Raw genomic sequence first — 23,724 nt, forward strand, 5'->3', positions numbered from 1 at the left:
ACTGCGCCGAGTTTAAGGTACGGAGGCGGTCAAAAGACGAGTGGCACGGGCGCGCGTCCCCGTGCGGGCGTGAGCCTTCGGGGGGCTGGCCCGCACGGCAAGGTCAGCCCACGGCCTCCGGGCGGATCTGCAGCATCTCGACCATCGCCTCGGGCCCGGCATCGAGGACGTAGTGGACCGCCCTCGCCACCGTCGCCGGCGCCAGGTGGTCCGACGCGTTGTACGGCCGGTCCATGGCCTCGTAGATGGCCCGCTGCATGTCGGTGTCGATCCGGCCCGGATGGATCGAGGTGACCTTGACGTGTCCCCGCTCCTCCTCGCGCAGCGCGTCGGCGAAGGCGCGCAGGCCGAACTTGGACGCCGAGTACGTCGCCCATCCGGTCCCGGTGTGCAGGCCGAGCCCGGCGTTGATGAACACGACATGCCCGTGCGAGGCGCGCAGCCGCGGCAGCAACAGCCGGGTGAGCTCCGCCGCCGCCATGAGGTTCAGGGTCAGAACGCGCGACCACTCCTGGGGCGTCAGCTCCTCGACGCGCTCGTGCGGGGCGACACCGGCCGAGTGGACCAGGACATCCAGCTTCTCTATGCCCGCGACGGCCGACGGCAGCGACTCCAGGTCCGACAGGTCGCAGGCGAAACCCCGCGCGGACGGGAAGCCGCTCGCGATGCCCTCGGTCACGGCCGGGTCCCGCCCGCCGAGGAGAAGGTCGTAGTCGGGGGAGAGCTGGTCGGCGATGGCCAGCCCCAGACCGCGCGTAGCGCCGGTGATCAGTGCGGTTCGACGTTCCATGATCGCGACATTAGCGGCGGGCTCCCGGGCCCCCGGCCGGAGCGGGTCACTCGTTTGAGCGAAGTTCGCCTGCGATGTCCCCGCGGTCGGCCCGGCCGAGCCCCCTGCCGCGCGGCGAGCGGCGGTAATGTGCTCGGCGTGACCGCACGCACAGCCCGGCACGACTCGTCCCTACGCATCGCGGCCGCGGCCGCGATGGCCGGGCTGGTCCTCGCGAGCGGCGGCTGCAGCGCCGGCACGGCCGGTGAGACGACCCCCGCGTCCCCGGGCGCGTCCGTCGCGGTGACGATCCCGTCCGACGGCATCACGCTGCGGGCGCTCGGCTTCTCCAACGGCCCGGGCACGGCGTTCTCGATCCCCCACGGGTCGGTCCTGACCAGTCGGATCGACCAGGAGAACGTCGTCACCATGGTGTTCGCCGAGCCGTCCGGCGAGACCCTGCGGGCCTACCTCGTGCGCGCCCTGCCCGCCGCCGGCTTCACGATCGCCGCGACCGCCGACGACGCCCTGACCTTCGCCGGGCACGGCTGGAGCGGCAGCTTCGTCGGCGGCGCAGAGTCGGCCGTGACCCTGCGGCGGCAGTGACGCCCGGTCCGACCGGCCCGGAGCGGCGCGGCCCCGGTCGTCTCAGGTCGACGCGCCCCGCACCCGCCACAGCGTGTGCCACTTGACGCCGAGATCGGCCAGCATCATCCGGACCAGCGGCAGGCTGACGCCCACGACGTTGTGCGGATCGCCCTCCAACGCGGTGATGTACGCGCCGCCGTAACCGTCGATGGTGAACGCCCCGGCCACGCCCTGCGGTTCGCCGGTCGCGACGTACGCCGCGATCTCCTCGTCGGTCGGGTCGGCGAACCGCACGACCGTGGACGCGACACGCGTCGCGTCCCACCGGTTCTCACCGGCCAGGACGACGACGTGATGACCGGTGTGGAGCACGCCTGTGCCGCCGCGCAACTGCTGCCACCGCTCGGTCGCGGCCTGCGCCGTGCCGGGCTTGCCGTGAACGGCACCGTTGAACTCCAGCACCGAGTCGCAGCCGAGCACGACGGTCCGCTCCTCGTCGGCGATCCGTGCCGCCACGGCGTCGGCCTTCAGCCGGGCGAGGGTGGCGACCAGTTCGGGCGGCGTCGCCGCATCGATGCCCCCCTCGTCCACGCCGGACACGATCACCTCGGGATCGAGCCCGGCGGCGCGCAGCGTCGCCAGGCGGGCAGGCGACTTGGATGCGAGGACGAACCGTGGCCGGCTCACAGTCGGAAGCTGCTTCGCCAGGCCTCACTGCCCGGGACGAGCGGGTTGCGGACGGTGTGCCAGTAGCTCTTCCAGCCGCCGGCGAGCGTCGACGTGGACGGTGTGTGCGGCCGGTCGCGCTCGCGTCGCAGCACGGCGACCACGGCGGTGAGGGCCGCGAGCTCGGACGCGGTGAGGTGTCCTTTGACGACGATGGGCGGACGCGGGTCCGCCTCGGTCTCCTGGGCGCTCACAGCGGGATGTTCCCGTGCTTCTTGGGCGGAAGCTGCTGCCGTTTCGTGCGGAGCAGGCGCAGCACCTTGACCACGCTGCTGCGCGTCTGGTGGGGCACGATGACCTGATCCACGTACCCTCGCTCCGCGGCGAGCCAGGGGTTGGCGAGCTCGTCGTCGTACTTCTGGGTGAGCTCCGCGCGCATCGCCGCCGGGTCGTCGGCCGCGGCCAGCTCCTTGCGGTACAGGATGTTGACGGCCCCGTCGGCGCCCATCACCGCGATCTGCGCGGTGGGCCAGGCGAGGTTCACGTCGGCGCCCAGGTGCTTGGACCCCATGACGTCGTAGGCGCCGCCGTACGCCTTACGGGTGATGATCGTCACGAGCGGGACGGTCGCCTCGGCGTAGGCGTAGATGAGCTTCGCCCCCCGCCGGATGATGCCGCTGTACTCCTGGTCGGTGCCGGGCAGGAAGCCCGGCACGTCGACGAAGGTCAGCACCGGGATGTTGAAACAGTCGCACGTGCGCACGAACCGCGCCGCCTTCTCGGAGGCGTCGATGTCCAGGCAGCCCGCGAACACCATCGGCTGGTTGGCGACGACGCCCACCGACCGTCCCTCGATCCGGCCGAAGCCGCAGATGATGTTGCCCGCGAACAGCGGCTGGACCTCCAAGAACTCGTCGTCGTCGAGGACGCGGCGGATCACCTCGCGCATGTCGTACGGCTGGTTCGGCGAGTCCGGGACGAGCGTGTCGAGCACGAGGTCGTGCTCGGTGATCGTCAGATCGGCCTCGGTCTCCTCGAAGACCGGCGGATCCTCCAGGTTGTTCTGCGGCAGGAAGGTGATGAGCTCGCGAACGTACTCGATGGCGTCCTGCTCGTCGGCGGCGAGATAGTGCGCGTTCCCCGACTTCGTGTTGTGGGTGCGTCCGCCGCCGAGGTCCTCCATGGTCACCTCTTCGCCGGTGACGGCCTTGATCACCGCCGGGCCGGTGATGAACATCTGCGAGGTCTGGTCGACCATCACGACGAAGTCGGTCAGCGCCGGCGAATACACGTGACCGCCGGCGGCGGCGCCCATGATGACCGAGATCTGAGGGACGACGCCCGAGGCCAGGGTGTTGCGCCGGAAGATCTCGCCGTACAGCCCGAGCGAGACCACACCCTCCTGGATGCGTGCGCCGCCGCCCTCGATCAGGCCGATCAGCGGGCACCCCGTCTTGATCGCGAAGTCGATGATCTTCACGATCTTCTCGCCGTAGACCTGGCCGAGAGAACCGCCGAACAGGGTCACATCCTGGCTGAACACGCACACCGGACGTCCGTGGATCGAGCCGAGGCCGGTGATCACGCCGTCGGTGTAGGGGCGCCTGGACTCCAGCCCGAAGGCGGTGGAGCGGTGGCGGGCGAACTGGTCGAACTCGGCGAAGCTGTCCTCGTCCAGAAGGCGCTCGATGCGCTCACGAGCGGTGAACTTGCCCTGCGCGTGCTGCCGTTCCACGGCGTCGCGGCTGGCGGGATGCAGAGCCTCAGCGCCCTTCGCGGCCAGATCGGCCAGCTTTCCCCGCGTGGTGTGGATGTCGATGCCCGGTTCCATGGGAGGACAGTACCCGCAGGGGCGGTCGCGACGCCGCACCGGCGCTGCCCGATCTAAGCTGAACCGTGCCCGAAAGCCCTCCGCTGGACGTCCGTCAGGTCCGTACACGTGTCGCCGACACCCGATGGGGCCCGGTCGAATGGGTCGCCGGGACGGGCTCCACCAACGCCGACATCGCCGCTGCCGCCCGGGCCGGGGCGCGTCCGGGACGGGTCCGCATCGCCGAGCACCAGGAGAGCGGTCGCGGCCGGCTGGGCCGGCACTGGTCCTCGCCCGCCGGGGCCTGCCTGGCGATGTCGATGCTGACCCGGCCGGTCGTCCCGACCCCGGCCTGGACCTGGATGCCGCTGCTGGCCGGAATGGCGGTCGCCGACGCGCTGCGCACGCTCCAGGTGGACGACGTGGCGGTGAAGTGGCCGAACGACGTCCTGGTGGGAGGCGGCAAGATCTGCGGCATCCTGGCCGACCTGGTCGCGGCCCCCGAGGGGCCGGCCGTCGTCCTCGGGATCGGGGTCAACATGACGCTGTCCGCCGACGAGCTGCCGGTCCCGACGGCGACCTCCCTGCTGCTGCAGGGGGCCGACGTCTCCAAGACCGACCTGGCCGTCGCCGTGCTGCGAGAGCTCGACGAGCAGCTCACCCGGCTCGACCGCGGCGCCGACCTCGCGGCGGCGTTCACCGCGACGTGCGCGACGATCGGCCGAGACGTCCGGGTCGAGGTGCTCGAGTCGGAACCGGTGCTGGGCACCGCGTGCGGCGTGGACGCACAGGGCCGGCTGGGCGTCCGCACGGCCGAGGGCGTGACGTGGTTCGCCGCAGGCGACGTCTTCCACCTGCGGTGAGGCCGGGGCCGAGCGTCAGATCAGTTCGATCCTGAGCGGCTCGACGAGCACCCCCGACGCGGTCGGTTCGGCCGTGGGCTCCATGCGGGACACCCGGGCGCGTGGTCGCTCGGCGATGGCCTTGTGGAACGTCGTCCCGGTGAAGTGGACGCCGGCACCGTCATCTGCCGCGTACCCGCCGGGGAGGTCGCCGGAGGCGACCGCGTCCGTGTAGGTCGGAGCTCGGTCCACCTCGCCGTCGAAGTGGCAGCAGAAGCTCCCCTCGAGCAGTCCGAGGCCGCCCGTGTACGGTCGCAGGTCGCCGAACGTGTCGGTGATGCAGCCGCGGAACCACGCGTTGGCGCCGGCCGAGAAGCCGCCGAGGACGACATCGGACTCGGCCGCCATCGTGCGGATGCGGTCGCTGACGCCGTGCGCGTCCCACAGCGCCAGCAGGTTGACGGTGTGCCCGCCGCCGACGACGACGACGTCGGCGGCCTCCAGCCGGGCCACCGAACGAGCGGCGTCCTCCCACAGGGTGAGCACCATCGTCCGAACGCCCAGTTGTCCGTACGCGTTCAGGAAGCTGTTGATGTAGCGCGGGTCGTCCGCAGAGGCGGTGGGCACGAAGCAGACCAGGGGACTCGCGACGGGGCTGATCTCGAGCAGATACCGGTCGATAGCCGTCGGGCGGTTGTACTCGTCCATCGAGAAACCGCCACCGCCCATAGCCACGATCTGAGAAGTCATGACCTCATGATTCCATGCCGAAGCCCACCGTGCGCGCGTCCGTTAGGCTCCCCGTGTGAACTCGGCACCTCGCGTCGGAATCATCGGTGGCGGCCAGTTGGCCCGGATGATGTACGAGGCGGCGATCCCCCTCGGCATCCACGTCCGGCTCCTCGCGGAGGGCCCCGACGTGTCGGCCGCGCAGGTCGTCGCCGACACGACCGTCGGCGACTACACCGATCCGCGGACCGTCGCCGCGTTCGCCGCCGGGTGCGACGTCGTGACGTTCGACCACGAGCACGTGCCCCCCGGAATCCTGCGTGAGCTGGAGGACTCGGGGGTCATCGTCCGGCCCGGCAGCGCCGCACTCGCGCACGCGCAGGACAAGGCCCTGATGCGGGAGCGGCTGTCGGGGCTCGGCGTCGATTGCCCCGAGTTCGAGATCGTGCCGGACGCCGCAGCGCTGGCCGCCTTCGGGGAGCGGATCGGCTGGCCGGTCATCGCGAAGACGTCCCGCGGCGGCTACGACGGCAAGGGCGTGTGGAGACTGGACGGACCGCGGGACGCCGCGACGCCGTTCACCGGTCTGCGGGAGGGCATCCGCATCGTCGCCGAGGAGTACGTGGACTTCGCCCGCGAACTGAGCGCGCTCGTCGTCCGCAGCCCGTCGGGGCAGGCCGTGGCGTATCCGGTGTCGGAGTCCGTGCAGCGCGACGGCGTGTGCGTCGAGACGACCACCCCCGCCCCCGGCCTGGCCGAGGACGTCGCGCTGCACGCGCAGGAACTGGCCTTGCGTGTCGCGGCCGAACTCGGCGTCGTCGGCGTCCTCGCCGTCGAGCTCATGGAGCGGCGTTCGGGCGAGCTCGTCGTCAACGAGCTGGCCATGCGCCCCCACAACACCGGTCACTGGACGATCGACGGCGCCCGAACCTCGCAGTTCGAGAACCATCTGCGCGCCGTCTGCGACCTTCCTCTCGGCTCCCCGCGGACGCGAGACGCCTGGACCACTATGGTGAATGTCCTCGGAGGATCGCGTTCGGATCTCGTCGCGGGACTGATGCACTGTTTCGCCCACGACAACCAGCTACGCGTCCACGTGTACGGAAAGCCGGTCACCCCCGGCCGGAAGGTCGGTCATGTCACGGCGTCCGGCGCCGCCCTGGAGACGGTCCAGGCGCGGGCCAGGCATGCGGCGGGCCATCTGATGGGAGAAACCGATGGGTGACACACCGCTCGTCTCGATCGTCATGGGGTCGGACTCCGACTGGCCGGTGATGGAGCAGGCGGCGCTCGCGCTGGCGGAGTTCGACGTCCCGTACGAGGCCGACGTCGTGTCGGCGCACCGCATGCCGGAGGACATGGTCGCGTTCGGGCGCGCCGCGCACACGCGCGGCGTGCGGGTCATCATCGCCGGGGCCGGAGGAGCGGCGCACCTGCCGGGAATGCTGGCGTCGCTCACGCCGCTGCCGGTGATCGGCGTGCCGGTGCCGCTGAAGTACCTCGACGGCATGGACTCGCTGCTGTCGATCGTGCAGATGCCCGCAGGCGTCCCCGTGGCGACCGTCGGCATCGGCAACGCACGCAACGCGGGCCTGCTGGCCGTGCGCATGCTGGGGATCGCGGACGGGTCGTTGCGCGACGGCCTCGTCGGATTCGCGTCCCGGCTGCGGGACGCGGCACAGGCGAAGGGTGAGATCGTCCGTGGCCGCTAGCCGACCTCGTGCCCGCAGGCCGGGCGTCGCGGACGGCATCGGCGTGCTGCGGCAGGGGTTCGACTTCGTCCTGCGTCGCCCGCGCCTGCTCGCCCTGGGGGCGCTGCCCCCGTTCGTCACCTCGATCCTGACCGTGGTCGTCCTGGTGCTCGTCGGCCTGTACGCCGACGATGCGGCGAACTGGGCGACGCCGTTTGCGAACGGCTGGGAACCCGCGTGGCGCGACCCGTTCCGGATGGTGTTCGCCGTGGTCCTGTTCGCCGCGACGATCCTCGTCCTCGTCATGGTGTTCACGTCGCTCACGCTCGCGATCGGCGCCCCCGTGTACGACTGGATCTCCGAGGCCGTCGAGTCCGCCGCGGGCGGGGTCCCCGACCGTGTCGACCACCCCGCCCGGGTGTGGGTGCCGCGGATGGTCGGCCAGACGCTGCTCACGATCCTGCAGGCCGGCGTCGCGGGCCTGGCTCTCTTCCTGATCGGTCTCATCCCCGGGGTCGGCGGCCTCGTGTCGGCGATTCTGGGGGCGCTGGTGGGCGGCTTCCTCATCACCCGCGAACTGGTCGGCGGCGCGGCGGAGCGGCGGGGGATCGTCCGGCTCTCGGACCGCCGCCGACTGCTCGGCCGCGAACCGCTGTTCACCCTCGGATTCGGCATCCCGGTCTACGTGCTCCTGTCGATCCCGTTCGTCGCCGTGGCGGTGTTCCCGGCCGCGGCCGCGGGCGCCACCATCTTGACCAGGCGCATCCTGGCGCAGCAGATCCCGTGACCCGTACGCCCGGCCTGCCGTGGCGTGTCCCCCGGGCGGGGGCTTTGCGCGGCAGTTACGGTTGAGCGAGGCGACGAGGGAGGACGCAAACGTGGAGCAACCCGCCGAGCGGACGACGCAGGAACGTAGTTCAAGCGTCAAGGTGCGGCGCGGCCTGACCCTGCTGTTCATGAACGTGGTCGTTCCCGGGTCGGCCCAACTGGCCGCCGGAAACAAGCATCTCGGCCGGATCGCCCTGCGCGTCTGGGGAGCCGTGATCGCGATCGTCCTGATCGTGGGCATCCTGGCGCTGGTCCGGCGCGACTGGATCCTGTCGGTGTTCGCCAACGGCATCGCCTTGACCATCCTGGCCGTCCTGGGCATCGCCCTCGCGCTCGGCTGGGTCGTGCTGCTGATCGACGCCTGGCGCCTCGGTCGGCCGCGCGAGATGACCCGCCGGGCGGGGATCGGGATGACGGTCCTCACCGCCGTGCTGTGCATCGGCCTGGTGGCGATCTCGGCCGGCGCGGCGAACTATCTGCGTACCGCCGGTTCGTTCATCGACACCGTGTTCGGCGGCGGCGGCGACACGCAGGCGAAGCAGGGGCGGTACAACATCCTGCTCATCGGCGGCGATGCGGGCGCCGACCGGGTGGGGTTGCGGGCCGATTCGATCACGGTCGCCAGCGTCGATGCCGCGACCGGACGCACCGTTCTGTTCGGGTTGCCCCGGAACCTGGAGCACGTCCCGTTCCCGACGTCCTCGCCGCTGCACGAGCTGTACCCCGACGGCTATTACTGCGCGGATCACGAATGCCTGCTCAACGCGATCTACATGCTCGGCGAGGAGAACAAGAAGCTCTACCCGGGTGTGAAGTACCCGGGCGTGAAGGCCACCACCGAAGCCGTGGAGGAGACACTCGACCTCAAGATCAACTATTTCGCGATGATCGACATGCAGGGGTTCATCCAGTTGATCGACGCGGTCGGCGGGATCACCATCTCGACCGACCTGAAGGTGCCGATCGGCGGCGGGACGTCGCGTATCTCCGGATATATCGGCCCGGGGAAGAATCTGCGCCTCGACGGGTATCACGCCCTGTGGTTCGCGCGTTCGCGGGAGGGTTCCAGTGACTACGAGCGCATGGCGCGGCAGAAGTGCGTCATGAACGCGATGCTCCATCAACTCGACCCGATGACCGTGTTCACGAAGTTCTCGCAGATCGCCGAGGCCGGCAAGAGCGTCATCGCCACCGACGTGCCGTCGACCGAGATCGGTACGCTGCTCGACCTGGCCGACAAGGGGCGCAAGCTGCCGATCAAGACGGTGAGCTTCACCCCGCCGCTCATCGCGACGGGCAATCCCGATTTCGACCTCATCTCGGAGACGGTCTCGAAGGCGATCGCGCAGTCGGAGTCGCTGGACGCGCAGGCCACGGCGCCGGCGCAGACGAAGAGCTCGCAGAGCGGCTCGTCGTCGGCGAAGGCCACGACGAAGGCCACGAGCACGGCGACCGCGACCTCGACGGGGAACACCGACGACCTCAACGCGATCTGTCAGGTGGCCTGATGCCGGACTGGCCCCCGATCAGCGTGATCATGCCTGTCCGCAACGAGGAACGGCATCTGGCGGCATCTGTCGGCGGCATCGTCGGCCAGGACTACCCCGGCACCTACGAGATCGTGATGGCGGTGGGGCCGAGCGACGACCGCACCGAGGACGCCGCGGCGGCGCTCGCCGCCGAGCACTCGCAGGTGCGTGTCGTCCCGAACCCGACAGGTCGAACGCCGGCCGGCCTCAACCTGGCGATCGCAGCGAGCCGCTACGACATTCTCGTCCGGGTCGACGGGCACGGCGAGTTGGCGCCCGGGTACCTGCGCACCGCCGTCCGCACGCTGCAGGAGACGGGTGCGGCGAACGTGGGCGGGGTGATGGACGCCCGTGGCGAGACACCCCTGGAGGAGGCCGTCGCCGTCGCGTACAACTCCCGGCTCGGCCTCGGCGGGTCGAGTTTCCACCTCCGCAAGAGTCCTCCGGGACCGGCGCAGACCGTGTTCCTCGGGGTGTTCGACAAGGCACGGCTGCTCGCGGTCGGCGGGTTCGACGAGACGATGTACCGCGCGCAGGACTGGGAGTTGAACCACCGCCTGATCCAGGCCGGCGAGACGGTCTGGTTCACGCCCGAACTGACCGTCACCTACCGGCCGCGGTCGACGCTACGCGCCCTGGCCCGTCAGATGTACAACACGGGCAAGTGGCGCCGGGAGGTGATTGCGCGGTATCCCGAGACGGCCAGCCTGCGGTATCTGGCGCCGCCGCTCGCGGTGGCCGGCGTTCTCGCCGGGACGTCCGCCGGTCTGGCCGGTCTGTTCGCGCAGGGCCCGTGGCGGCTGCTGTCGCTCGGCTGGCTCGCTCCGCTGGGGTACGTGGGGGCGCTGGCCGCCGGGATCGCGGCGCTGCACCAGCCGATGTCGGGTGGCGCACGGGTGCGGCTGCCTCTCGTGCTCGCGGTGATCCACGGGGCGTGGGGCTGGGGTTTCCTTCGTGGCCTGTCGCGCGCCGAGAACCCGCGGCTGTCGGGGGACTGAGTCCTAGGGCTGCCGGCTCGTCGCGGTGGCGTCGAGGGGCGTGCCTTCGCGGCGTTTCGATGAAGGGCTGCCCAGGGTCTGTGAGACGTCCTCGGGCAGCGCGGTCACCCGCCTCGATCAGGCTTGCCCGCCGTTCCTCGTGGGGGTGCAACAGCGGCGACGAATCGCGTGGACCAGGAGTGACCCTGTCGCCTGTTAGCTTGCAGGCATTCAGCCCTGCCCCCTGTGTGAAAACGGTTGCCCGCCACGGGGGTCCAGTGCGCTGGAGGCCGTGCGTTCGCGGCGTTTCGACGAAGGGGTGTTGTGTCTATCTCTACGACAAAGGTGCTGTTGCGACCGGGAGTCCTTCTGGTCCTCGGCGTTCTGTTCGCCGTGTTCGTGCCGGCGAGTCCTGCCCATGCCGAAGATCCTCTGGGTGAACTCGTGGCGGCGAACCCGGGCGTGGCCCGCTCCGAAATGGCGGCCGCCGTGCGCGCCGAGGCTGCGCGAACCCGGGTCTCCGAGCGCACTGTCATCGCCAACGCCCTTGATGAGGCGCGCTCCTCGGCCGCGTCGGCGGCTGGGTCGGGTTCCCCGGCGCTCCGGTCATCGGGCGGCGGGGGAACTGTCGCACTCGGGGCCGCGCGTTACCCCGGCGACATCTTCGTCGCTCCCGCGGACACGGCAGGTATCCAGCACGGCCACGCGGGGATCTACCACGGGAAGGGGACCATCGTGGAGGCCCCCGGTGCGGGGAAGCGCAGCCGAAGCGCCGCGGCCTCTATCTATCCGGTCCGGAAGGGGGCCGTCAAGCAGTACGTGAAGGTCTCGTACAACGACGGGGCCAAGGCTGGGAAGTACGCTTACGACCACCTGCGGGGGAAGGAATACAACAACAACTTCGCCTTCAACAAGGATCCGAACGGGGCGAAGATGAACTGCTCCCAACTGGTGTGGGCCGCCTACAAGAAGGCGTTGAACGTCGATCTCGATGGAAACGGCGGGCCGGGCGTGTATCCGTACGACCTGAAGAACTCCAGCCGCACAGTCACCTATCAGGTCATGTGATGCGGAGGTGCGGGGTGGCGACGCGGAGTCGGTGTGTGTTTCGTCGCCTCGTCGCCTGCGTGGTCGCGGGGGTGATGGTCGCGGCGACCGCGTCGTGTTCTGTGGTGGGCCCGCGGTTGGCGCGCTGGCGGATGCTCGCCGAGGGCGAGGCGCGGCTGGGCCCTGACGTGGCGATGGCTGTGTATGTCAGCCCGCCGAGCAGGGAGTTCGGGGCGCCGGGCTATGTGTTGCTCATCGACACGGCGGGGGAGGTGTCGGCGATCGAGACGGCGGGCATGGACGCTGCACTGCTGACCTGGACGGCGGAGGGCATCTTCTTCTCCGACGAGGAGCGCGACTATCTGCTGAGCGAGTCCGGGTTGACCACGTGGGACAGCCCGAAGGCGAACATGCAGAGTTCCGTGTTCGCGAAGCCGGATGGGACGGGCTATGTGAGTGTGTACAACGAGGGGTTCGCCGATCCGGACACCGAGGGCATGGGGTATATCGAGCAGGTGGTCGAGACCACGGCGGATCGGGTGACCCGCTACGACGTCGCCGGTTACAGCACGCTGACGGCCTGGTGTGGGTCGGCCTTGTACTCCGCGTTCGAGGTGACCGAGCCGTATGTCGGGCGTGCCGGGGCGGAGGGCGCGGTCGAGCGCGAGGTGGGGCCCTACTGGCCCGACATGCTGACGCAGCGCTACCCGCGGCCGGATTCGCCCGCCGAGGCGTTCCGGTCGGTGAGGCTGGGTGGCTACGGCGGCTACGCGCGGGATCCGGTTTGCCGTGCGGGCCGGATCCTGGCGATAACGAGTGATCAGGGTGACACCCCTCCGCTGGTGGTGGAGTGGCCGACGGATGGCGGCAGGCCGGTCGAGCGCGTCCTCGTCGGGCCGGGCGATGAGCGCCTCGCTCTCGACCCCGAAGCGGCCGGCTGGACCGGGCGGATCGCGTCGTGGGCACCCGATGAGCACCAGGTGGTGTGGCACGGGGGCGATGGGGTCGTGCGCTCCACGGATATCACGACCGGACGCACTCGGGAGCTGTGGGACTCGGGCACGGAGCCGATCACCTCGGGCTACGACGACGTTGTCTTCGAAGGTGCGAACATCTATGTCTTCGACACCGATGACCCGGTGTCGCCGGACCGGGCGATGAGGCTGCGCGCCCACGATCTGCGCACCGGCCGGACGCGGGACGTCCTCACCACGAGGCCGCGATTCGAGACGGTCGGGCCGACCCTGGTGCAGCGCGGCATCGCCGTCCGCCCAGGCTTATGAGACGGAGGTGCGGGGTGGCGACGCGGAGTCGGTGCGTGTTTCGTCGCCTGCGTGGTCGCGGGGGCGATGGTCGCGGGGGCGATGGTCGCGGCGACCGCGTCGTGTTCTGTGGTGGGCCCGCGGTTGGCTCGCTGGCGGATGCTCGCCGAGGGCGAGGCGCGGCTGGGCCCTGACGTGGTGATGGCTGTGTATGTCAGCCCGCAGAGCAGCGAGTTCGGGGCGACGGTCGGCGTGGACCAGGAGTGACCCTGTCGCCTGTTAGCTTGCGGGTATTCAGCCCTGCCCCCTACGTGAAGACGGTTGCTCACCATTGGGGTCCAGCGCGCTGGAGAGGCTGTGTTTTCGCGGCGTTTCGATGAAACGGGTGTTGTGTCTATCTTCACGACAAAGGTGCTGTTGCGACCGGGAGTCCTTCTGGTCCTCGGCGTTCTGTTCGCCGTGTTCGTGCCGGCGAGTCCCGCCCATGCCGAGGGTCGCGCGCGTTCGAGGATGGCGGCCGTCGTTGCAGCGATCGAGCGGGTGGATAAGACGCTGATCGAAAGCGCCGCCGACGTTCGAGTGCCACGCGCTGGGTGCATTGTTCGCCGGCCAGTGGAATCTTGAGAAGTTCCGCCCGAATCGGTCCGCGCACTGGTCATACGGTGTGAGTGTCCACCACTGCAACTGGACAACCGCGAATCGCTACTGAGGAGCCTGGAGATGAGCCGAGAAGTGAGCACTCACGCCCGTCACCGCTGGCCGCTGGGACGGGTCGGCAGCGGACTGCTGATCCTGCTCGTGGTGATCGGCCTGGTCACGGGCTGGTGGTTGCTCGGCGGAAGCGGTGCCTTCGCGCCGCGCACCGTCGAGGAACTGCTCGCCGCCGAGCAGGACATGCATCCCGTCGAGGCGACCGCGGAGCTGTGCCGTGACCCTGTCTGCGTCGAGGGCTGGCGGACCGACTACGGCAGGTTCGTGAGATTCGAGTCCGAGGGCGAGGCGGAGCACTGGGTGACCGTGCTGGGCGACGACGGAAGGCGGTGGAAGACCGTGGTCCTGGACATGCGCGACACCGATCTCACGTTCGAGCAGAGACGGCACGCCATCGACACGCTGTTCGCCGCGCACGATTGGTAAGGAGCATGGCCTCCATCGCGAGAACCGGGCAGGTCGGCATCCGCGGTGACGGCCGCGGTCCCATCCTGCACCGCCGGTCGATCAGCGGTGGATCGACAGTCGCCGGGACCGGGCCGTGGCGGTCACCTGCCCGGGTGACTTTCCCGATGTCGTCAGGTGCTGGTCCCCGGCGGCGTCGCGCGCTCCTCGGCCGCGATGCGCGCCACGTCGGCGGGCGTCCCGCCGGTGACGACGACGACGCTGCCCGTGCCGAGCAGGCATCGCCACGGTCCGTCGACGACCGTCGCCTGCGGATCGGCCGGCAGCAGCACGAACCGGTCGTCGCGCGGCGGCAGCGAGGCGAGGTCCGCCAGAGGCGTGGGCGGGGCGTCCCATGCCACGCGGGCGAGGTCGGCGGCGGCGTCGCGGCCCACCTCCGGATAGGCGTCGGGCTGGGCGAGGACGTCGGCATAGTCGAGGTCGGCGGGCGGTGTGCCCGGGAAGCCGAGGCCGAGCGGATGCAGCGAGCAGGCGACGCTCGGGCACCGGGCATCCGGCGGGATCCCCTCGGGGCCGGCGACCGCCACGACGGCCCGGTCGGCATCGGTCAGAGAGACAGTGGTCCCGGCCAGCCAGGAGGACACGGACCAGACCGCGCCCACCCAGTGCCCCGGATGGGCGGCCAGGAGCGGTAGCCACACCGTGTCGCCCGGCCGGGCGCCGAGATCGTCGAGCAGGTTCGCCGTCTTGTGAACCCAGTTCGCGAACGTGACCGCACTGAGTTCCGTGCGGTGCCCGGCGGTCGCGTCGTAGTGGGTGAGGAGCGGAGATGCTCCTGCGACACGAGCCCGATCACGCAAGATGTTCCGGACGGTTCGCGGCTCCACGCGACGAATGCTAGCGGCCGGTAGGCTGAAAGCGTGCGTTACGTCGTCATCATGGCCGGTGGTTCAGGGAAGCGTCTGTGGCCCCTGTCCCGTCAGGGGACCCCGAAGCAACTCCTGAAGCTCGTCGAGGGCAAGTCCTTGCTGCGGATAGCCTTCGAACGGGCACTGGGCGTCGTTCCGGCCGAGAACATCCTGGTCTGCACCGGTGCGAGCTACGCCGACGCGGTGGCCGCCGATCTCCACGAGTTGCCGCCGGAGAACCTGCTGGGCGAGCCCGTCGGGCGCGATTCGCTGAACGCGGTGGCGTGGCCGGCGGCCGTGCTCGCGCTGCGCGACCCCGACGCCGTCATCGCGCAGCTCACAGCCGACCACATCATGCATCCCGTGAGCGCGTTCCAGGATGCGCTGCGCACGGCGTTCGAGGTCGCCGAGAGCGATCCGCTCGCCCTGGTCACCCTCGGCGTCGTGCCCACCAGTCCCCACACCGGCTACGGATACCTGCAGCGCGGCCAGGAACTGGAGGGATTCACCGACGCGAACGCGGTCGTCGAGTTCAAGGAGAAGCCCGACCGGCTCACGGCCACGCAGTACGTCGAATCCGGCAACTACTGGTGGAACTCGGGCATGTTCGTGTGGCGGGCGCAGACCCTCCTCGATCAGGTCCGTGCCCTGCTGCCCGCGACCTACGAGACGGTCGTCGACATCGCGGCCCATCCCGAGCGGGTCGGCGACCTGTACCCGACGCTGCTGAAGACGTCGGTGGACTTCGGGATCATGGAACCCGTCTCCCGCGGCGAGGCGACGGCGCACGTGGCCGCGGTCGCGTTGCCGATCCAGTGGTACGACGTCGGCGGGTTCGCCAGCCTCGCCGAGCATTTCGCCCACGACGACGCCGGCAACGCGACCGAGGGGCTCACCATCGCCCTGGACTCCGAGCGCAACCTGCTGATCAACAAGGGCGACGCGGGCTCCCTCGTCGCCGTCGTGGGGCTGCACGACACGGTCGTGGTGTCGACGCCGCAGATCACCCTGGTCTGCCCGATGGAGGACACCGAACGGATCCGGGAGCTCGTGGACCACGTCTCGACGCAACTGGGCCCCGAGTACGCCTGATTCGCGGACGTCGCTCCGCGGGCGGGGAACCCGCCGCCAGTACTGTGGGCAGCGACGACAGGGGAGGAAGCTCCGTGCTCGATCACGTGAAGAAGTACCGGGACATCGCCGCATGGGTCGTGCTCGCGCTGGTCGTGGGGTCGATGGTCTTCGCCGTGGTTCGGATCGTCGTCACGTCCGTGTCCACCGAATACACGCTCGGCCAGGCCGCGCTCAGCTACGGCGAGTCGACGCTCGGGCTGACCCCGGCCCTCATCGTGCTCGCGGTCGTGGCGTTGTGCGTGTTCCTCAAGCCGAGCTCGCCCAGCGCGCCGACGCTGACACTGGTCGCCGCGATCGTCGTCTCGGCCGGCACGGTCCTGTCACTGATCTTCACGTTCATCGGGCTCAGCGCGACACTGGGCGGCTCGATCGGCGTCATCTTCCAGCTCCTCGGCTCCATGACGGACGTCATCCTCAAGGCGCTCGTCGCGGCGGCTTTGTGGTTGCTGCGCCGCGGGCAGCAGACGGGCGTGGTCGGCTCGCCACTGGCGGCGAACACCCCCAGCGCCCAGGCGTCCGCGCCGACGGTGTCCCCGGCAGGGCCCGGTGAGCCGATCGCCGGATCGGCCTGGAAGAGCGCGAGCGACGCGGCCAAGGGCGCTCCCGCCGAGGTCCGCCCGGAGTCGGGTGCCTCGCGCCAATGGCGCCCCGTGAACCGCCCACCCGATGAGACGAACTGAGACTGGTAACTTAATCGGGCTTGACGTGACATGAACTACACCTGTGTAATTCCAGGAAGGTAGTTCATCACCCCGGCCCGAGGAGGTTACATGCTCGAACTGCTGTCGAGCCCTAACCCGGAAGACATGGGCGCCCTTGCCTGGCAGGAGTCCGCGCTGTGCGCGCAGACCGACCCCGAGGCGTTCTTCCCCGAAAAGGGCGGTTCCACGCGCGAGGCCAAGAAGGTGTGTCAATCCTGCGAAGTCCGCCTCGAATGCCTGGAGTACGCCCTGGCCAACGACGAACGGTTCGGAATCTGGGGCGGTTTGAGCGAGCGTGAGCGGCGGAAGCTGAAGAAGCGGGCCGTGTGACCGCGAACGCTGAGAGGGCCCCCGTCCCGGGAGCCTGCTCGGCGGGGCGGGATACTGTGGGCACGTCAGTGCCCGTGAGGGCGCCTTCGGGCGCCCTTCGCGCTGTGTAAAGCCTGTGAGTCTGCCGAGCCGGAGGGTCAGTGAGTAGTCACGAAACCGTCGTCGACGACACCTGGGCATGGGCCCGTGAAGAGGATCCCGCGCCTCCCGATGTGAGCGCGGCGACCGTCCACGTCCTCATTCCCGGCGGTGCCGGCGCCCCCTGGCTGGCCTCGCTGCTCGCCCTGTGCGCCGAGCAGACGGTCCGGCCGGTCCGCGTCTCGGTCGGCGCGGTCCCGGATGCGGACACCCCCACAGACGCCGCTCCCGGCGCCGGGTTGCCCGTGGAGACGGTGCCCGCCGCGTCCCTCGCAGACCTGTGGGACGCCGTGTCCACCAGCGAAGCGGAGTTCTGCTGGCTGCTGCCCGCCGAGAGCGAGCTGGCTCCCGACACACTGGAGCGTCTGCTGCGCACCCTGGCCGACGACGGTGTGGCGGCGACGGGCCCGGTCGTGTCGCGCCGGGTGTCCCGCAGGTCGGATCCGCAGATCGAATGGGTGGGCGCGACGCTGACCACGACGGGAATCCCGGTCAGCCACGAAGGGGTCGGCGAGGTCAACCAGGGACAGGTGGACGATCCGGTCGTCCTCGGTCTGCCCGCCGCGGGACTGCTCGTCCGCACCGCCGTCCTGCGTGAGGTGGGGGGCTTCGGCACATCCCCGATCCCCGGCGTCGAGGTGGGAGCGCTCGCGACCCTGGCCGGTGGCCGCGTCCTGGTGACCGGTGACGCATCGCTCACCCTGGTCGGCCCGGGGGCGGGTTCGCCTGTCGCGTCCCGGCGTGCCGGCATGAACCTGGCCGCCGCACTGTCACGGTCGTCGGCGGGGCACGCGATCGGGACGGTGACCGGATCGGTGGTCGGCGCGCTCGGCCATGTCCTCGCACGCGACCCGCGACAGGCGGGCGTGGCACTGTCCGCGCTCGGCGGCTGGCTGCGGGACGGGGCGGCACGGCGTGGCCTGCGGGCGCGGGTCGCGTCCCTGCCCCAGACCAGCCCGGCCGCCGTCGCCGCGCTCCGGCCGCATGGCGCGCGCCGGATCGTGGACTGGGGGGAAGGCCTGCTCGGTGCGCTCGGCGACTGGCTCGACGGTTTCAGCGTGCGCGTCGAGTCGGGCAGCGCGATCGACGACCTCACAGGAACCGACGCAACCGCCGCAGGAGGCACCCGGTGGCGCCTGTCGCCGACGCTGATCGGGTTCGTGACGATGCTGGTCCTCTCCGTGATCGCCCTGATCCCGCTGTTCGGGCTCGGTTCGGTGACCGGAGGGCAACTCCTGCCGGCGCCGGGCTTCTCCGAGCTGTGGGCGACATATCTGGCTCCGGTCGCGGGTCAGCCAGGTGGCAGCGGTCCGCCATGGGTCGCCTTCGTCGGGCTCCTCTCCCTGGTGACGATCGGCAACGTCGACCTCGCGATCTTCGGGACGATCCTGCTGGTCGTGCCCGTCACCTGGCTGGCCTGCTACCGGCTGCTGCGGCACCTGCTCTCCGAACAGCCGCAGGCGATCGGCGCCGCGGCGGTCGTCGCGCTGAGCCCGGTTCTGACGGGTGCGCTCAACCGCGGCGATGTCGGCACGCCTGTGGCGCTGCTGTTCGTCGTTTTCGGCGCCCTCGCCGCCCGCCGCCTCGCGATCCAGCCGAGTTGGCGCTGGTCGGCCACCGCGGCGCTGTGCCTGGCGGTGGCGGGCGCGATCCAGCCGCTGCTGTGGGTCCCCTCGGCGGTCGTCGGCGTGTGGGCGGCGGTCACCCGGCGGGCCACCTGGGGAAAGGTCATCGTCGCACTGGTCGCCCCGCTGGTCGTGCTCGCGCCGTGGGCGCCGACGCTGTGGCGCTGGCCGGGCAGGCTGCTGACCGGCCCCGAGCCGGCTCTGGCCTCGGCGGCCGCCCCCGATGCGTGGGCACTGCTCGGCCGTGACGGCGGGGCGGGCCTTCCGCCGGTGTGGGTGTCGATCGCGATCGTCGGGGGGCTGTGGCTGATCGCGATCGTCGGGCTCATCCGGGTCGGACGTCGATCCTGGGCCGGGTGGGGCGTCGCCGCGCTCGGGCTGGCCGGCGTCGTCGTACTCGGCAAGATCGTCGTCGACGTCCCTCCCGGGGTGTCCGTGCGGCCGGCCGTGACGTTCTGGCTCACCCTCTTCGTGTCCGGGCTGGCCCTCGCCGCGGCGCTCGGCGGAGACCGGGTCGTGAGCGATCTACGCGACTCCGCGCTGGGCTGGCGGCAGGTCGTGGTCGCTCCCCTGTCGGTGCTCGCCGCCGTCGTCGCGGTGCTGGGGGCAGGCTGGTGGGTCGTCGGCGGGGCGTCCGACCTGCGGCGCGACGATCTCACCTCGACCCCGCCGTACGTCGCGAACGCCCAGGCCGGCCAGGACCCCGGTCGCACGCTGGCGATCAGCCTCTCCGGCGAGGGGGACCGGCAGGCGTCCTGGGCGTTGCTGGAGTCCGACCTGCCGCGCCTCGGCGACGGGGAGCGGGGAGTGGCCGCCGGTGGCTCGGCGACCGCGGCGGGGCAGGCCGCCGGCGTCGTCACGCGGTTGCTGGCCGGCACCGCCGACGATCTGCTGCTGCCCGACCTGCGATCGCTCGGCGTCGCGTACATCTGGGTGCGCGACGCGGACGAGACCGAACTGGCCAACATCGGCAACACGCCGGGCCTCGGAGTGGGGTCCGGGGACGAGTCGACCTGGGTGTGGCCGGTGCCGGACTCGGCGCGGGCCGTCGTCGTCTCCGGATCCGACGTCGTCGTCGCCGGGAACGGCTCGACCATCGCGGCGGGCGCCGCGGACCGGGAGCTCATCCTGTCCGAGCCCGCCGATCCACGCTGGGAGGCGACGGTCGGCGGGGAGGAACTGTCGCCGTCGCCGGTGGCGGACTGGCGCCAGAGGTTCGCGGTGCCCAAAGCGGGCGGAGAGCTCGCCTATCGGCTCCGCGGCTCGTCGTGGTGGGCCTGGCTCCAGGCCGCCGCACTCGTGGTCTGGCTGGTGATGGTCGCGCCGGCCGGCGCGCGACAGTCGACCGTCGGCGCCCGTGGAGGTGTGTCGTGAGACTGAGAGCCACCGTGTACATCCTGATCCCGCTGGTGGTCATGGGCCTGCTGCTCGGGGCGGTGGCCGTCGTCCCCGCCGCGTCGCCGGCGACGGCCGTCGCGCCGTCGGCCGTGGGCCAGGCCGCGCTGGCGTGCGCCGCGTCCGAGGGGACGACGGCGGCGACCAGGACCGCCGTCGCGCCCGGCGGCGAGGTGACCGTCACCGGTGTCGGCGAGTCGAAGCCGAAGGTGGTGGCCGGGTCCGTCGCCGTCGCGACCGCCGACTCCTCGCTGCGGATCTCGGCACCCGTCGACATCGCGTTCGGGGGCACCTCCATCGCGTCCGGCGACTCGGGGCCGTTGCGCGGAGTCAGCCTGACATCGTGCCGGACGCCCGCGACCGAGTCCTGGGTCACCGGTGTGAGGTCGAGCGACGATGTGCTCACCGACCTCGTCCTGACGAACCTCGACAAGGACAGCGCGGCCGTCGACCTCACCTTCTACGGAGCCGACGGAGAGGTGGCCGCGCCCGGCGCGCGGGGTATCGTCGTCGACGCGCTGAGCCAACGGAGCATCTCGCTGAAACCGCTCGTGTCCCAGGACGGGCCCGTCACGATCCACGTCGAGACGTCCGAGGGGCGGGTCGCGGCGGTGGCCCGCGAGACGGTCTGGCAGGGGACCAACGCGGTCGGCACCGACTGGGTGGCTCCCGGCAGCGCCGGGACGGATGTCGTCGTGCCGGGCGTCGCCGCCGGGAGCGGCACCCGGCAGCTCGTCGTGACCAACCCCGGGGACCGGAGCGTCACGGCGTCCGTGACGGCGCTGACCGGCAACGGACCGGTCGCGCTGGAAGGTGCCGCCCAGGTGGACGTCCCGCCCCAGTCGACGCGAACGGTGTCGCTGGAGACCGGCTTGGCCCAGGAAGCCGCCGCCATCCGTGTCACGGCGACCTCGACCATCGCCGCCGCAGTGCGCGCCGACACGGCGAGTGCGGGCGCGACGTCCGACATCGCCGTGGCGAGCGCGGGCGGTGCGCTGCCGCAGCGGGCCGTGCTGCCCGTCGCGGCCGGCACGTCCGCCACGACGTCGTTGCTGCTGTCCAACGCCTCCGACACCGACGCCGCCGCGACCGTGCGGTTCACCGACGCGTCGGGCGCGTCGCTGGGCGACGAGACGGTCTCCCTCGTCGCCGGGGCGTCGGCGTCGGTGGAGGTCCCCCGCACGACGGCCGTCGCGATCGAGGTGGAGACGACGCGGGGCTCACTGCACGGCGCCGTCGTGGTGACCGCGACGCTCGGAAAGGTGCACGGCATCGGTATCGCCGCCTATGCGGGACTGGCCGACCAGGACGCGCCGCGCCTGGTGGAGGATCCGCACGTCGACGAGCGGGCGCGCTGATCCTCGCGGCCCGCGGGCGCGGGCGGCGAACCCGCCGGAGTCAGGAGCGGGTCTTCGGGCGGGTGCGGTCCGAGGCGGGCGTCATCCGGCGCGTGAGAGAGCGCAGCGACCAGCCCGCTGCGGCGAGACGCCGCAGGGCTGTGAGGACGAGCACGGTCGCGGCCGCGGCGCCGGCGGCGGTCCCGACGATGACGGAGCGGGGCGTGCCGGTCAGGCGGGCGACGGCGATCCAGGCGAAGGCCCAGGCCATGCCGCCCGCCACCGCCCAGCGGGCGCCGAGCTTGTTGGCGTACCTGCCCGCCAGGGCCACCGCCACGATCAGCACCGCGACGGCGAGGAGCTCGCTCACCTCGCCGGGGGTGCTCACCGTCGCGCTGACCGCCACGGCGATGTTCGCGACCGTGGCGACGCTGACCCAGCCGAGGTACAGGCCGAAGGTCCCGTCGAGGATCACCGACGAGGACGGCGAGGAGGCGGGAATGGCGGCGAGACGTCCCACGAGGACGGCGAGATCGACCACCAGGAGAGTGATCACCAGCACGCTCATCCACACCCAGCCGAACTGGACGACGAGCAGCCACGCGCCGTTGAGGAGCATCGACACCGCCGCGGGCCAGCCGATCCGGCGAGCGCGGGGATCCGCCGGGGTGAGCGTGTGCCGCACCGCGAAGGCGATCAGGCCGAGATAGATCACCGACCAGACGGCGAAGGCGGGACCGCCGGGGGTGAGCAGCGTCCGGCCGGCCGCGAAGACGCCCCCGGCGCTGTCGGGGACCGAGGTGCCGATCACGCCGACGCCCGCCAGGGCGGCCAGCAGCATCAGAACGGCCGTGACGATCACGGCCACCTGCCGCGCCCTGTCGGGGGTGGTCGCCGGCTCCTCCTGAGTCATGGGCGTCCTCCGTTGTCAACCTGGACATAAGAGTCGCAAGTGGGCCCGTCGGAGACAATACTGCGCGGTAAGCGTTGAAAAAGTCGCGCCGAATGCTGAACGCCGTGCCGCTCGGCCGGCCCGGCGCCTCAGTCGTCGTCGCGGCCGGCCTCGCCCTGCGGGTCGATGGTCTCGATGGACAGCCCGGTGAGGGCGGACAACTGCTCCACGATCGTCCGGTACACGAGGCGCTGCAGGTCGCGACGCCCGTCGGCGCGATGTTCGAGCGGTCGCCGGAACACGACTACCTGGGCGGGGTGGTCGCGGGTCGGCTGGACGGCCGCCGCGAGCAGCGCCCGGTCGCCGGCCCATTGCGGCTCGAACTCCGGGACGTCGGCGACGCCGATCTCCACGTCGCGCAGCGCGTCGGGGCAGGACTTCTCGATGCGTCGCACGGCGTCCTCGACACACGACACGAAGAACACCGACTTCCGTTCGTTGCGGCGCAACGGCACCGGAGCGCGGGTGAGGGGGTTCGGTCCGGCGATCGGTCCGCGCATCCCGCGGCCGTGACGATCCCTCGTGCGCGACATGCCTTCAGCCTATTACCCGGTCCGTGCGGGCTCGGGGCGGGAGCCCGGCTCGTCTTCGGCCCGGGGAGTCGACGGCACCGTCGCCTCGACCTCCGGGAGCGCTCGCCCCGGCGCTGACCGCCAGGTTGTGCGGCACACCGGTCCGGGTGCGGCGACCGACGAGCCATGACCGCCACCTTGCGAGGCATATGACACCGGATCCGGACCGCGTATGCCTCACAACCTGGCGGTCAGCTCGTACGGGTCGCGGTGGCGCGCTGGTATGCCTCACAACCTGGCGGTCACGTCCGATCGGGCGCGCGGGATGCCCGTTCCCGTCGCCCGGTCCGGAGCTCCCGACCCGACGGACCGCGACGACCGCGAACAGCCGTCGGCGAGGCGTCGAGAGTCTCCAGCGGGGGTAGACACTCACGGCCGGCTTGGCGTCGTCGGGCACCTCGCCGCTGTACCGTGAGCCCGTGAGATCGCGCAGGTGTTCGCGGTCGGCATGCTCCGGCCCCGCAGTCGCCACCCTGACATTCGCGTACCGGGACCAGACGGCCGTCCTCGGCCCTCTCGCCCTGCAGTCCGAGCCCGGGGGCTACGACCTGTGCCGCGAGCACGCGGCCGGGCTGTCCGCGCCGCTCGGCTGGGAGGTCATCCGGCTGCCGCTGGACGAGTCGGCCGGGCAACCGGACCCCGACGACCTGCTGGCGCTCGCCGACGCCGTCCGAGAGGTCGGCTTCCGGACGCCGCCCGCCCCCGCCGTCCCGCCCGAGGTGATGGAGGGACGCCGCAAGGGCCACCTCGTCGTGCTGCCGGACCCTGGTCGCTAGGC

Annotated in this window: 25 protein-coding genes; 17 read left to right on the forward strand and 8 right to left on the reverse strand. The window is 71.2% G+C overall.

Translation table 11 applies throughout. The features are described 5' to 3' along the window. Positions 1–103: 103 nt before the first annotated feature. On the reverse strand, positions 104–790 hold the full coding sequence (locus tag G555_RS0100430) for an SDR family oxidoreductase (RefSeq protein WP_036920468.1): 687 nt from the start codon (positions 788–790) through the stop codon (positions 104–106). Between the two features lie 138 nt (positions 791–928). Between G555_RS0100430 and G555_RS0100435 the strand changes: the two genes are divergently transcribed. Next, the gene (locus G555_RS0100435; protein ID WP_036920471.1) at positions 929–1,375 is read left to right on the forward strand and encodes a hypothetical protein; all 447 of its coding nucleotides are present in this window, start codon (positions 929–931) and stop codon (positions 1,373–1,375) included. 42 nt (positions 1,376–1,417) lie between these two features. Here the strand turns inward: G555_RS0100435 and G555_RS0100440 are convergent, their stop codons facing one another. Genes G555_RS0100440 through G555_RS0100450 form a run of 3 tightly spaced genes read right to left on the reverse strand, consistent with a single transcriptional unit; the run spans position 1,418 to position 3,854 of the window. Further along, on the reverse strand, positions 1,418–2,044 hold the full coding sequence (locus G555_RS0100440) for a Maf family protein (protein ID WP_028707352.1): 627 nt from the start codon (positions 2,042–2,044) through the stop codon (positions 1,418–1,420). After that, a complete protein-coding gene (locus G555_RS0100445) occupies positions 2,041–2,277 on the reverse strand; it encodes an acyl-CoA carboxylase subunit epsilon (RefSeq protein WP_245581151.1) in 237 nt (78 codons plus the stop codon). The genes G555_RS0100440 and G555_RS0100445 overlap by 4 nt, the downstream gene beginning before the upstream one ends. After that, positions 2,274–3,854, reverse strand: coding sequence for an acyl-CoA carboxylase subunit beta (locus tag G555_RS0100450; protein ID WP_028707354.1), 1,581 nt, complete (start codon positions 3,852–3,854; stop codon positions 2,274–2,276). The genes G555_RS0100445 and G555_RS0100450 overlap by 4 nt, the downstream gene beginning before the upstream one ends. Positions 3,855–3,919: 65 nt before the next feature. Between G555_RS0100450 and G555_RS0100455 the strand changes: the two genes are divergently transcribed. Then, positions 3,920–4,696 carry a biotin--[acetyl-CoA-carboxylase] ligase gene (locus G555_RS0100455; RefSeq protein ID WP_028707355.1) on the forward strand — a complete coding sequence of 259 codons (777 nt, stop codon included), beginning with the start codon at positions 3,920–3,922 and terminating at the stop codon, positions 4,694–4,696. Positions 4,697–4,711: 15 nt separating this feature from the next. Here G555_RS0100455 and G555_RS0100460 read toward each other — a convergent pair whose 3' ends face one another. Next, positions 4,712–5,425: a Type 1 glutamine amidotransferase-like domain-containing protein gene (locus tag G555_RS0100460; protein ID WP_028707356.1), complete on the reverse strand. Its 714-nt coding sequence runs from the start codon at positions 5,423–5,425 to the stop codon at positions 4,712–4,714. Between the two features lie 55 nt (positions 5,426–5,480). On the opposite strand from G555_RS0100460, the gene G555_RS0100465 reads away from it, so the two are divergent. The 9 genes from G555_RS0100465 (at position 5,481) to G555_RS0100505 (ending at position 13,875) form a co-directional block, all read left to right on the forward strand. Beyond that, entirely contained in the window at positions 5,481–6,629 is a 1,149-nt protein-coding gene (locus G555_RS0100465; protein ID WP_028707357.1) for a 5-(carboxyamino)imidazole ribonucleotide synthase, read from the forward strand. Next, positions 6,622–7,116 carry a 5-(carboxyamino)imidazole ribonucleotide mutase gene (purE, locus tag G555_RS0100470; RefSeq protein WP_028707358.1) on the forward strand — a complete coding sequence of 165 codons (495 nt, stop codon included), beginning with the start codon at positions 6,622–6,624 and terminating at the stop codon, positions 7,114–7,116. The genes G555_RS0100465 and purE overlap by 8 nt, the downstream gene beginning before the upstream one ends. After that, complete coding sequence (locus G555_RS0100475) at positions 7,106–7,882, forward strand: EI24 domain-containing protein (protein ID WP_169337837.1); 777 nt, start codon at positions 7,106–7,108, stop codon at positions 7,880–7,882. The genes purE and G555_RS0100475 overlap by 11 nt, the downstream gene beginning before the upstream one ends. A gap of 91 nt (positions 7,883–7,973) precedes the next feature. After that, on the forward strand, positions 7,974–9,431 hold the full coding sequence (locus G555_RS16960) for an LCP family protein (protein ID WP_036920475.1): 1,458 nt from the start codon (positions 7,974–7,976) through the stop codon (positions 9,429–9,431). Continuing rightward, entirely contained in the window at positions 9,431–10,450 is a 1,020-nt protein-coding gene (locus tag G555_RS16965) for a glycosyltransferase family 2 protein (RefSeq protein ID WP_036920480.1), read from the forward strand. The genes G555_RS16960 and G555_RS16965 overlap by 1 nt, the downstream gene beginning before the upstream one ends. Positions 10,451–10,780: 330 nt before the next feature. Beyond that, on the forward strand, positions 10,781–11,497 hold the full coding sequence (locus tag G555_RS0100490; RefSeq protein ID WP_211223117.1) for a hypothetical protein: 717 nt from the start codon (positions 10,781–10,783) through the stop codon (positions 11,495–11,497). A gap of 35 nt (positions 11,498–11,532) precedes the next feature. Then, positions 11,533–12,759 (forward strand): hypothetical protein, encoded by a 1,227-nt coding sequence (locus tag G555_RS0100495; RefSeq protein WP_028707361.1) that lies wholly within the window; start codon positions 11,533–11,535, stop codon positions 12,757–12,759. A 51-nt stretch (positions 12,760–12,810) separates the two neighbouring features. Then, on the forward strand, positions 12,811–13,005 hold the full coding sequence (locus tag G555_RS0100500; RefSeq protein WP_028707362.1) for a hypothetical protein: 195 nt from the start codon (positions 12,811–12,813) through the stop codon (positions 13,003–13,005). A gap of 453 nt (positions 13,006–13,458) precedes the next feature. Continuing rightward, positions 13,459–13,875: a hypothetical protein gene (locus G555_RS0100505; RefSeq protein WP_156887353.1), complete on the forward strand. Its 417-nt coding sequence runs from the start codon at positions 13,459–13,461 to the stop codon at positions 13,873–13,875. A gap of 152 nt (positions 13,876–14,027) precedes the next feature. Here G555_RS0100505 and G555_RS16970 read toward each other — a convergent pair whose 3' ends face one another. Beyond that, complete coding sequence (locus tag G555_RS16970; RefSeq protein WP_156887354.1) at positions 14,028–14,741, reverse strand: TIGR03089 family protein; 714 nt, start codon at positions 14,739–14,741, stop codon at positions 14,028–14,030. A gap of 33 nt (positions 14,742–14,774) precedes the next feature. On the opposite strand from G555_RS16970, the gene G555_RS0100515 reads away from it, so the two are divergent. From G555_RS0100515 to G555_RS0100535, 5 genes are all read left to right on the forward strand, one after another. Next, the gene (locus tag G555_RS0100515) at positions 14,775–15,854 is read left to right on the forward strand and encodes a mannose-1-phosphate guanylyltransferase (RefSeq protein ID WP_028707364.1); all 1,080 of its coding nucleotides are present in this window, start codon (positions 14,775–14,777) and stop codon (positions 15,852–15,854) included. A gap of 74 nt (positions 15,855–15,928) precedes the next feature. Then, on the forward strand, positions 15,929–16,576 hold the full coding sequence (locus tag G555_RS0100520; protein ID WP_028707365.1) for a hypothetical protein: 648 nt from the start codon (positions 15,929–15,931) through the stop codon (positions 16,574–16,576). A gap of 90 nt (positions 16,577–16,666) precedes the next feature. Beyond that, positions 16,667–16,927 carry a WhiB family transcriptional regulator gene (locus G555_RS0100525; RefSeq protein WP_028707366.1) on the forward strand — a complete coding sequence of 87 codons (261 nt, stop codon included), beginning with the start codon at positions 16,667–16,669 and terminating at the stop codon, positions 16,925–16,927. A gap of 140 nt (positions 16,928–17,067) precedes the next feature. Beyond that, positions 17,068–20,064: a hypothetical protein gene (locus G555_RS0100530; RefSeq protein ID WP_156887355.1), complete on the forward strand. Its 2,997-nt coding sequence runs from the start codon at positions 17,068–17,070 to the stop codon at positions 20,062–20,064. Beyond that, a complete protein-coding gene (locus G555_RS0100535) occupies positions 20,061–21,443 on the forward strand; it encodes a DUF5719 family protein (RefSeq protein ID WP_028707368.1) in 1,383 nt (460 codons plus the stop codon). The genes G555_RS0100530 and G555_RS0100535 overlap by 4 nt, the downstream gene beginning before the upstream one ends. 40 nt (positions 21,444–21,483) lie before the next feature. On the opposite strand, the gene G555_RS0100540 is transcribed toward G555_RS0100535, so the two are convergent. Both G555_RS0100540 and G555_RS0100545 read right to left on the reverse strand, forming a co-directional pair. Then, a complete protein-coding gene (locus G555_RS0100540) occupies positions 21,484–22,335 on the reverse strand; it encodes a tryptophan-rich sensory protein (RefSeq protein ID WP_028707369.1) in 852 nt (283 codons plus the stop codon). A gap of 128 nt (positions 22,336–22,463) precedes the next feature. After that, on the reverse strand, positions 22,464–22,907 hold the full coding sequence (locus G555_RS0100545; protein ID WP_028707370.1) for a metallopeptidase family protein: 444 nt from the start codon (positions 22,905–22,907) through the stop codon (positions 22,464–22,466). A 458-nt stretch (positions 22,908–23,365) separates the two neighbouring features. Here G555_RS0100545 and G555_RS0100550 point away from each other — a divergent pair, with 458 nt between their 5' ends. Then, positions 23,366–23,722: a DUF3499 domain-containing protein gene (locus G555_RS0100550; RefSeq protein ID WP_028707371.1), complete on the forward strand. Its 357-nt coding sequence runs from the start codon at positions 23,366–23,368 to the stop codon at positions 23,720–23,722. Positions 23,723–23,724 lie beyond the last annotated feature (2 nt).

Origin of the sequence: Propionicicella superfundia DSM 22317, assembly GCF_000423465.1 — a bacterium.
In the GTDB taxonomy this organism is placed as follows: domain Bacteria; phylum Actinomycetota; class Actinomycetes; order Propionibacteriales; family Propionibacteriaceae; genus Propionicicella; species Propionicicella superfundia.

Excerpts from the sequence above, each read along its gene's own strand:
- G555_RS0100430 (WP_036920468.1), bottom strand. The coding sequence starts at position 790 with ATGGAACGTCGAACCGCACTGATCACCGGCGCTACGCGCGGTCTGGGG.
- G555_RS0100450 (WP_028707354.1), bottom strand. The coding sequence starts at position 3,854 with ATGGAACCGGGCATCGACATCCACACCACGCGGGGAAAGCTGGCCGAT.
- G555_RS0100460 (WP_028707356.1), bottom strand. The coding sequence starts at position 5,425 with ATGACTTCTCAGATCGTGGCTATGGGCGGTGGCGGTTTCTCGATGGAC.
- purE (WP_028707358.1), top strand. The coding sequence starts at position 6,622 with ATGGGTGACACACCGCTCGTCTCGATCGTCATGGGGTCGGACTCCGAC.
- G555_RS16965 (WP_036920480.1), top strand. The coding sequence starts at position 9,431 with ATGCCGGACTGGCCCCCGATCAGCGTGATCATGCCTGTCCGCAACGAG.
- G555_RS0100505 (WP_156887353.1), top strand. The coding sequence starts at position 13,459 with ATGAGCCGAGAAGTGAGCACTCACGCCCGTCACCGCTGGCCGCTGGGA.
- G555_RS0100525 (WP_028707366.1), top strand. The coding sequence starts at position 16,667 with ATGCTCGAACTGCTGTCGAGCCCTAACCCGGAAGACATGGGCGCCCTT.
- G555_RS0100540 (WP_028707369.1), bottom strand. The coding sequence starts at position 22,335 with ATGACTCAGGAGGAGCCGGCGACCACCCCCGACAGGGCGCGGCAGGTG.
- G555_RS0100545 (WP_028707370.1), bottom strand. The coding sequence starts at position 22,907 with ATGTCGCGCACGAGGGATCGTCACGGCCGCGGGATGCGCGGACCGATC.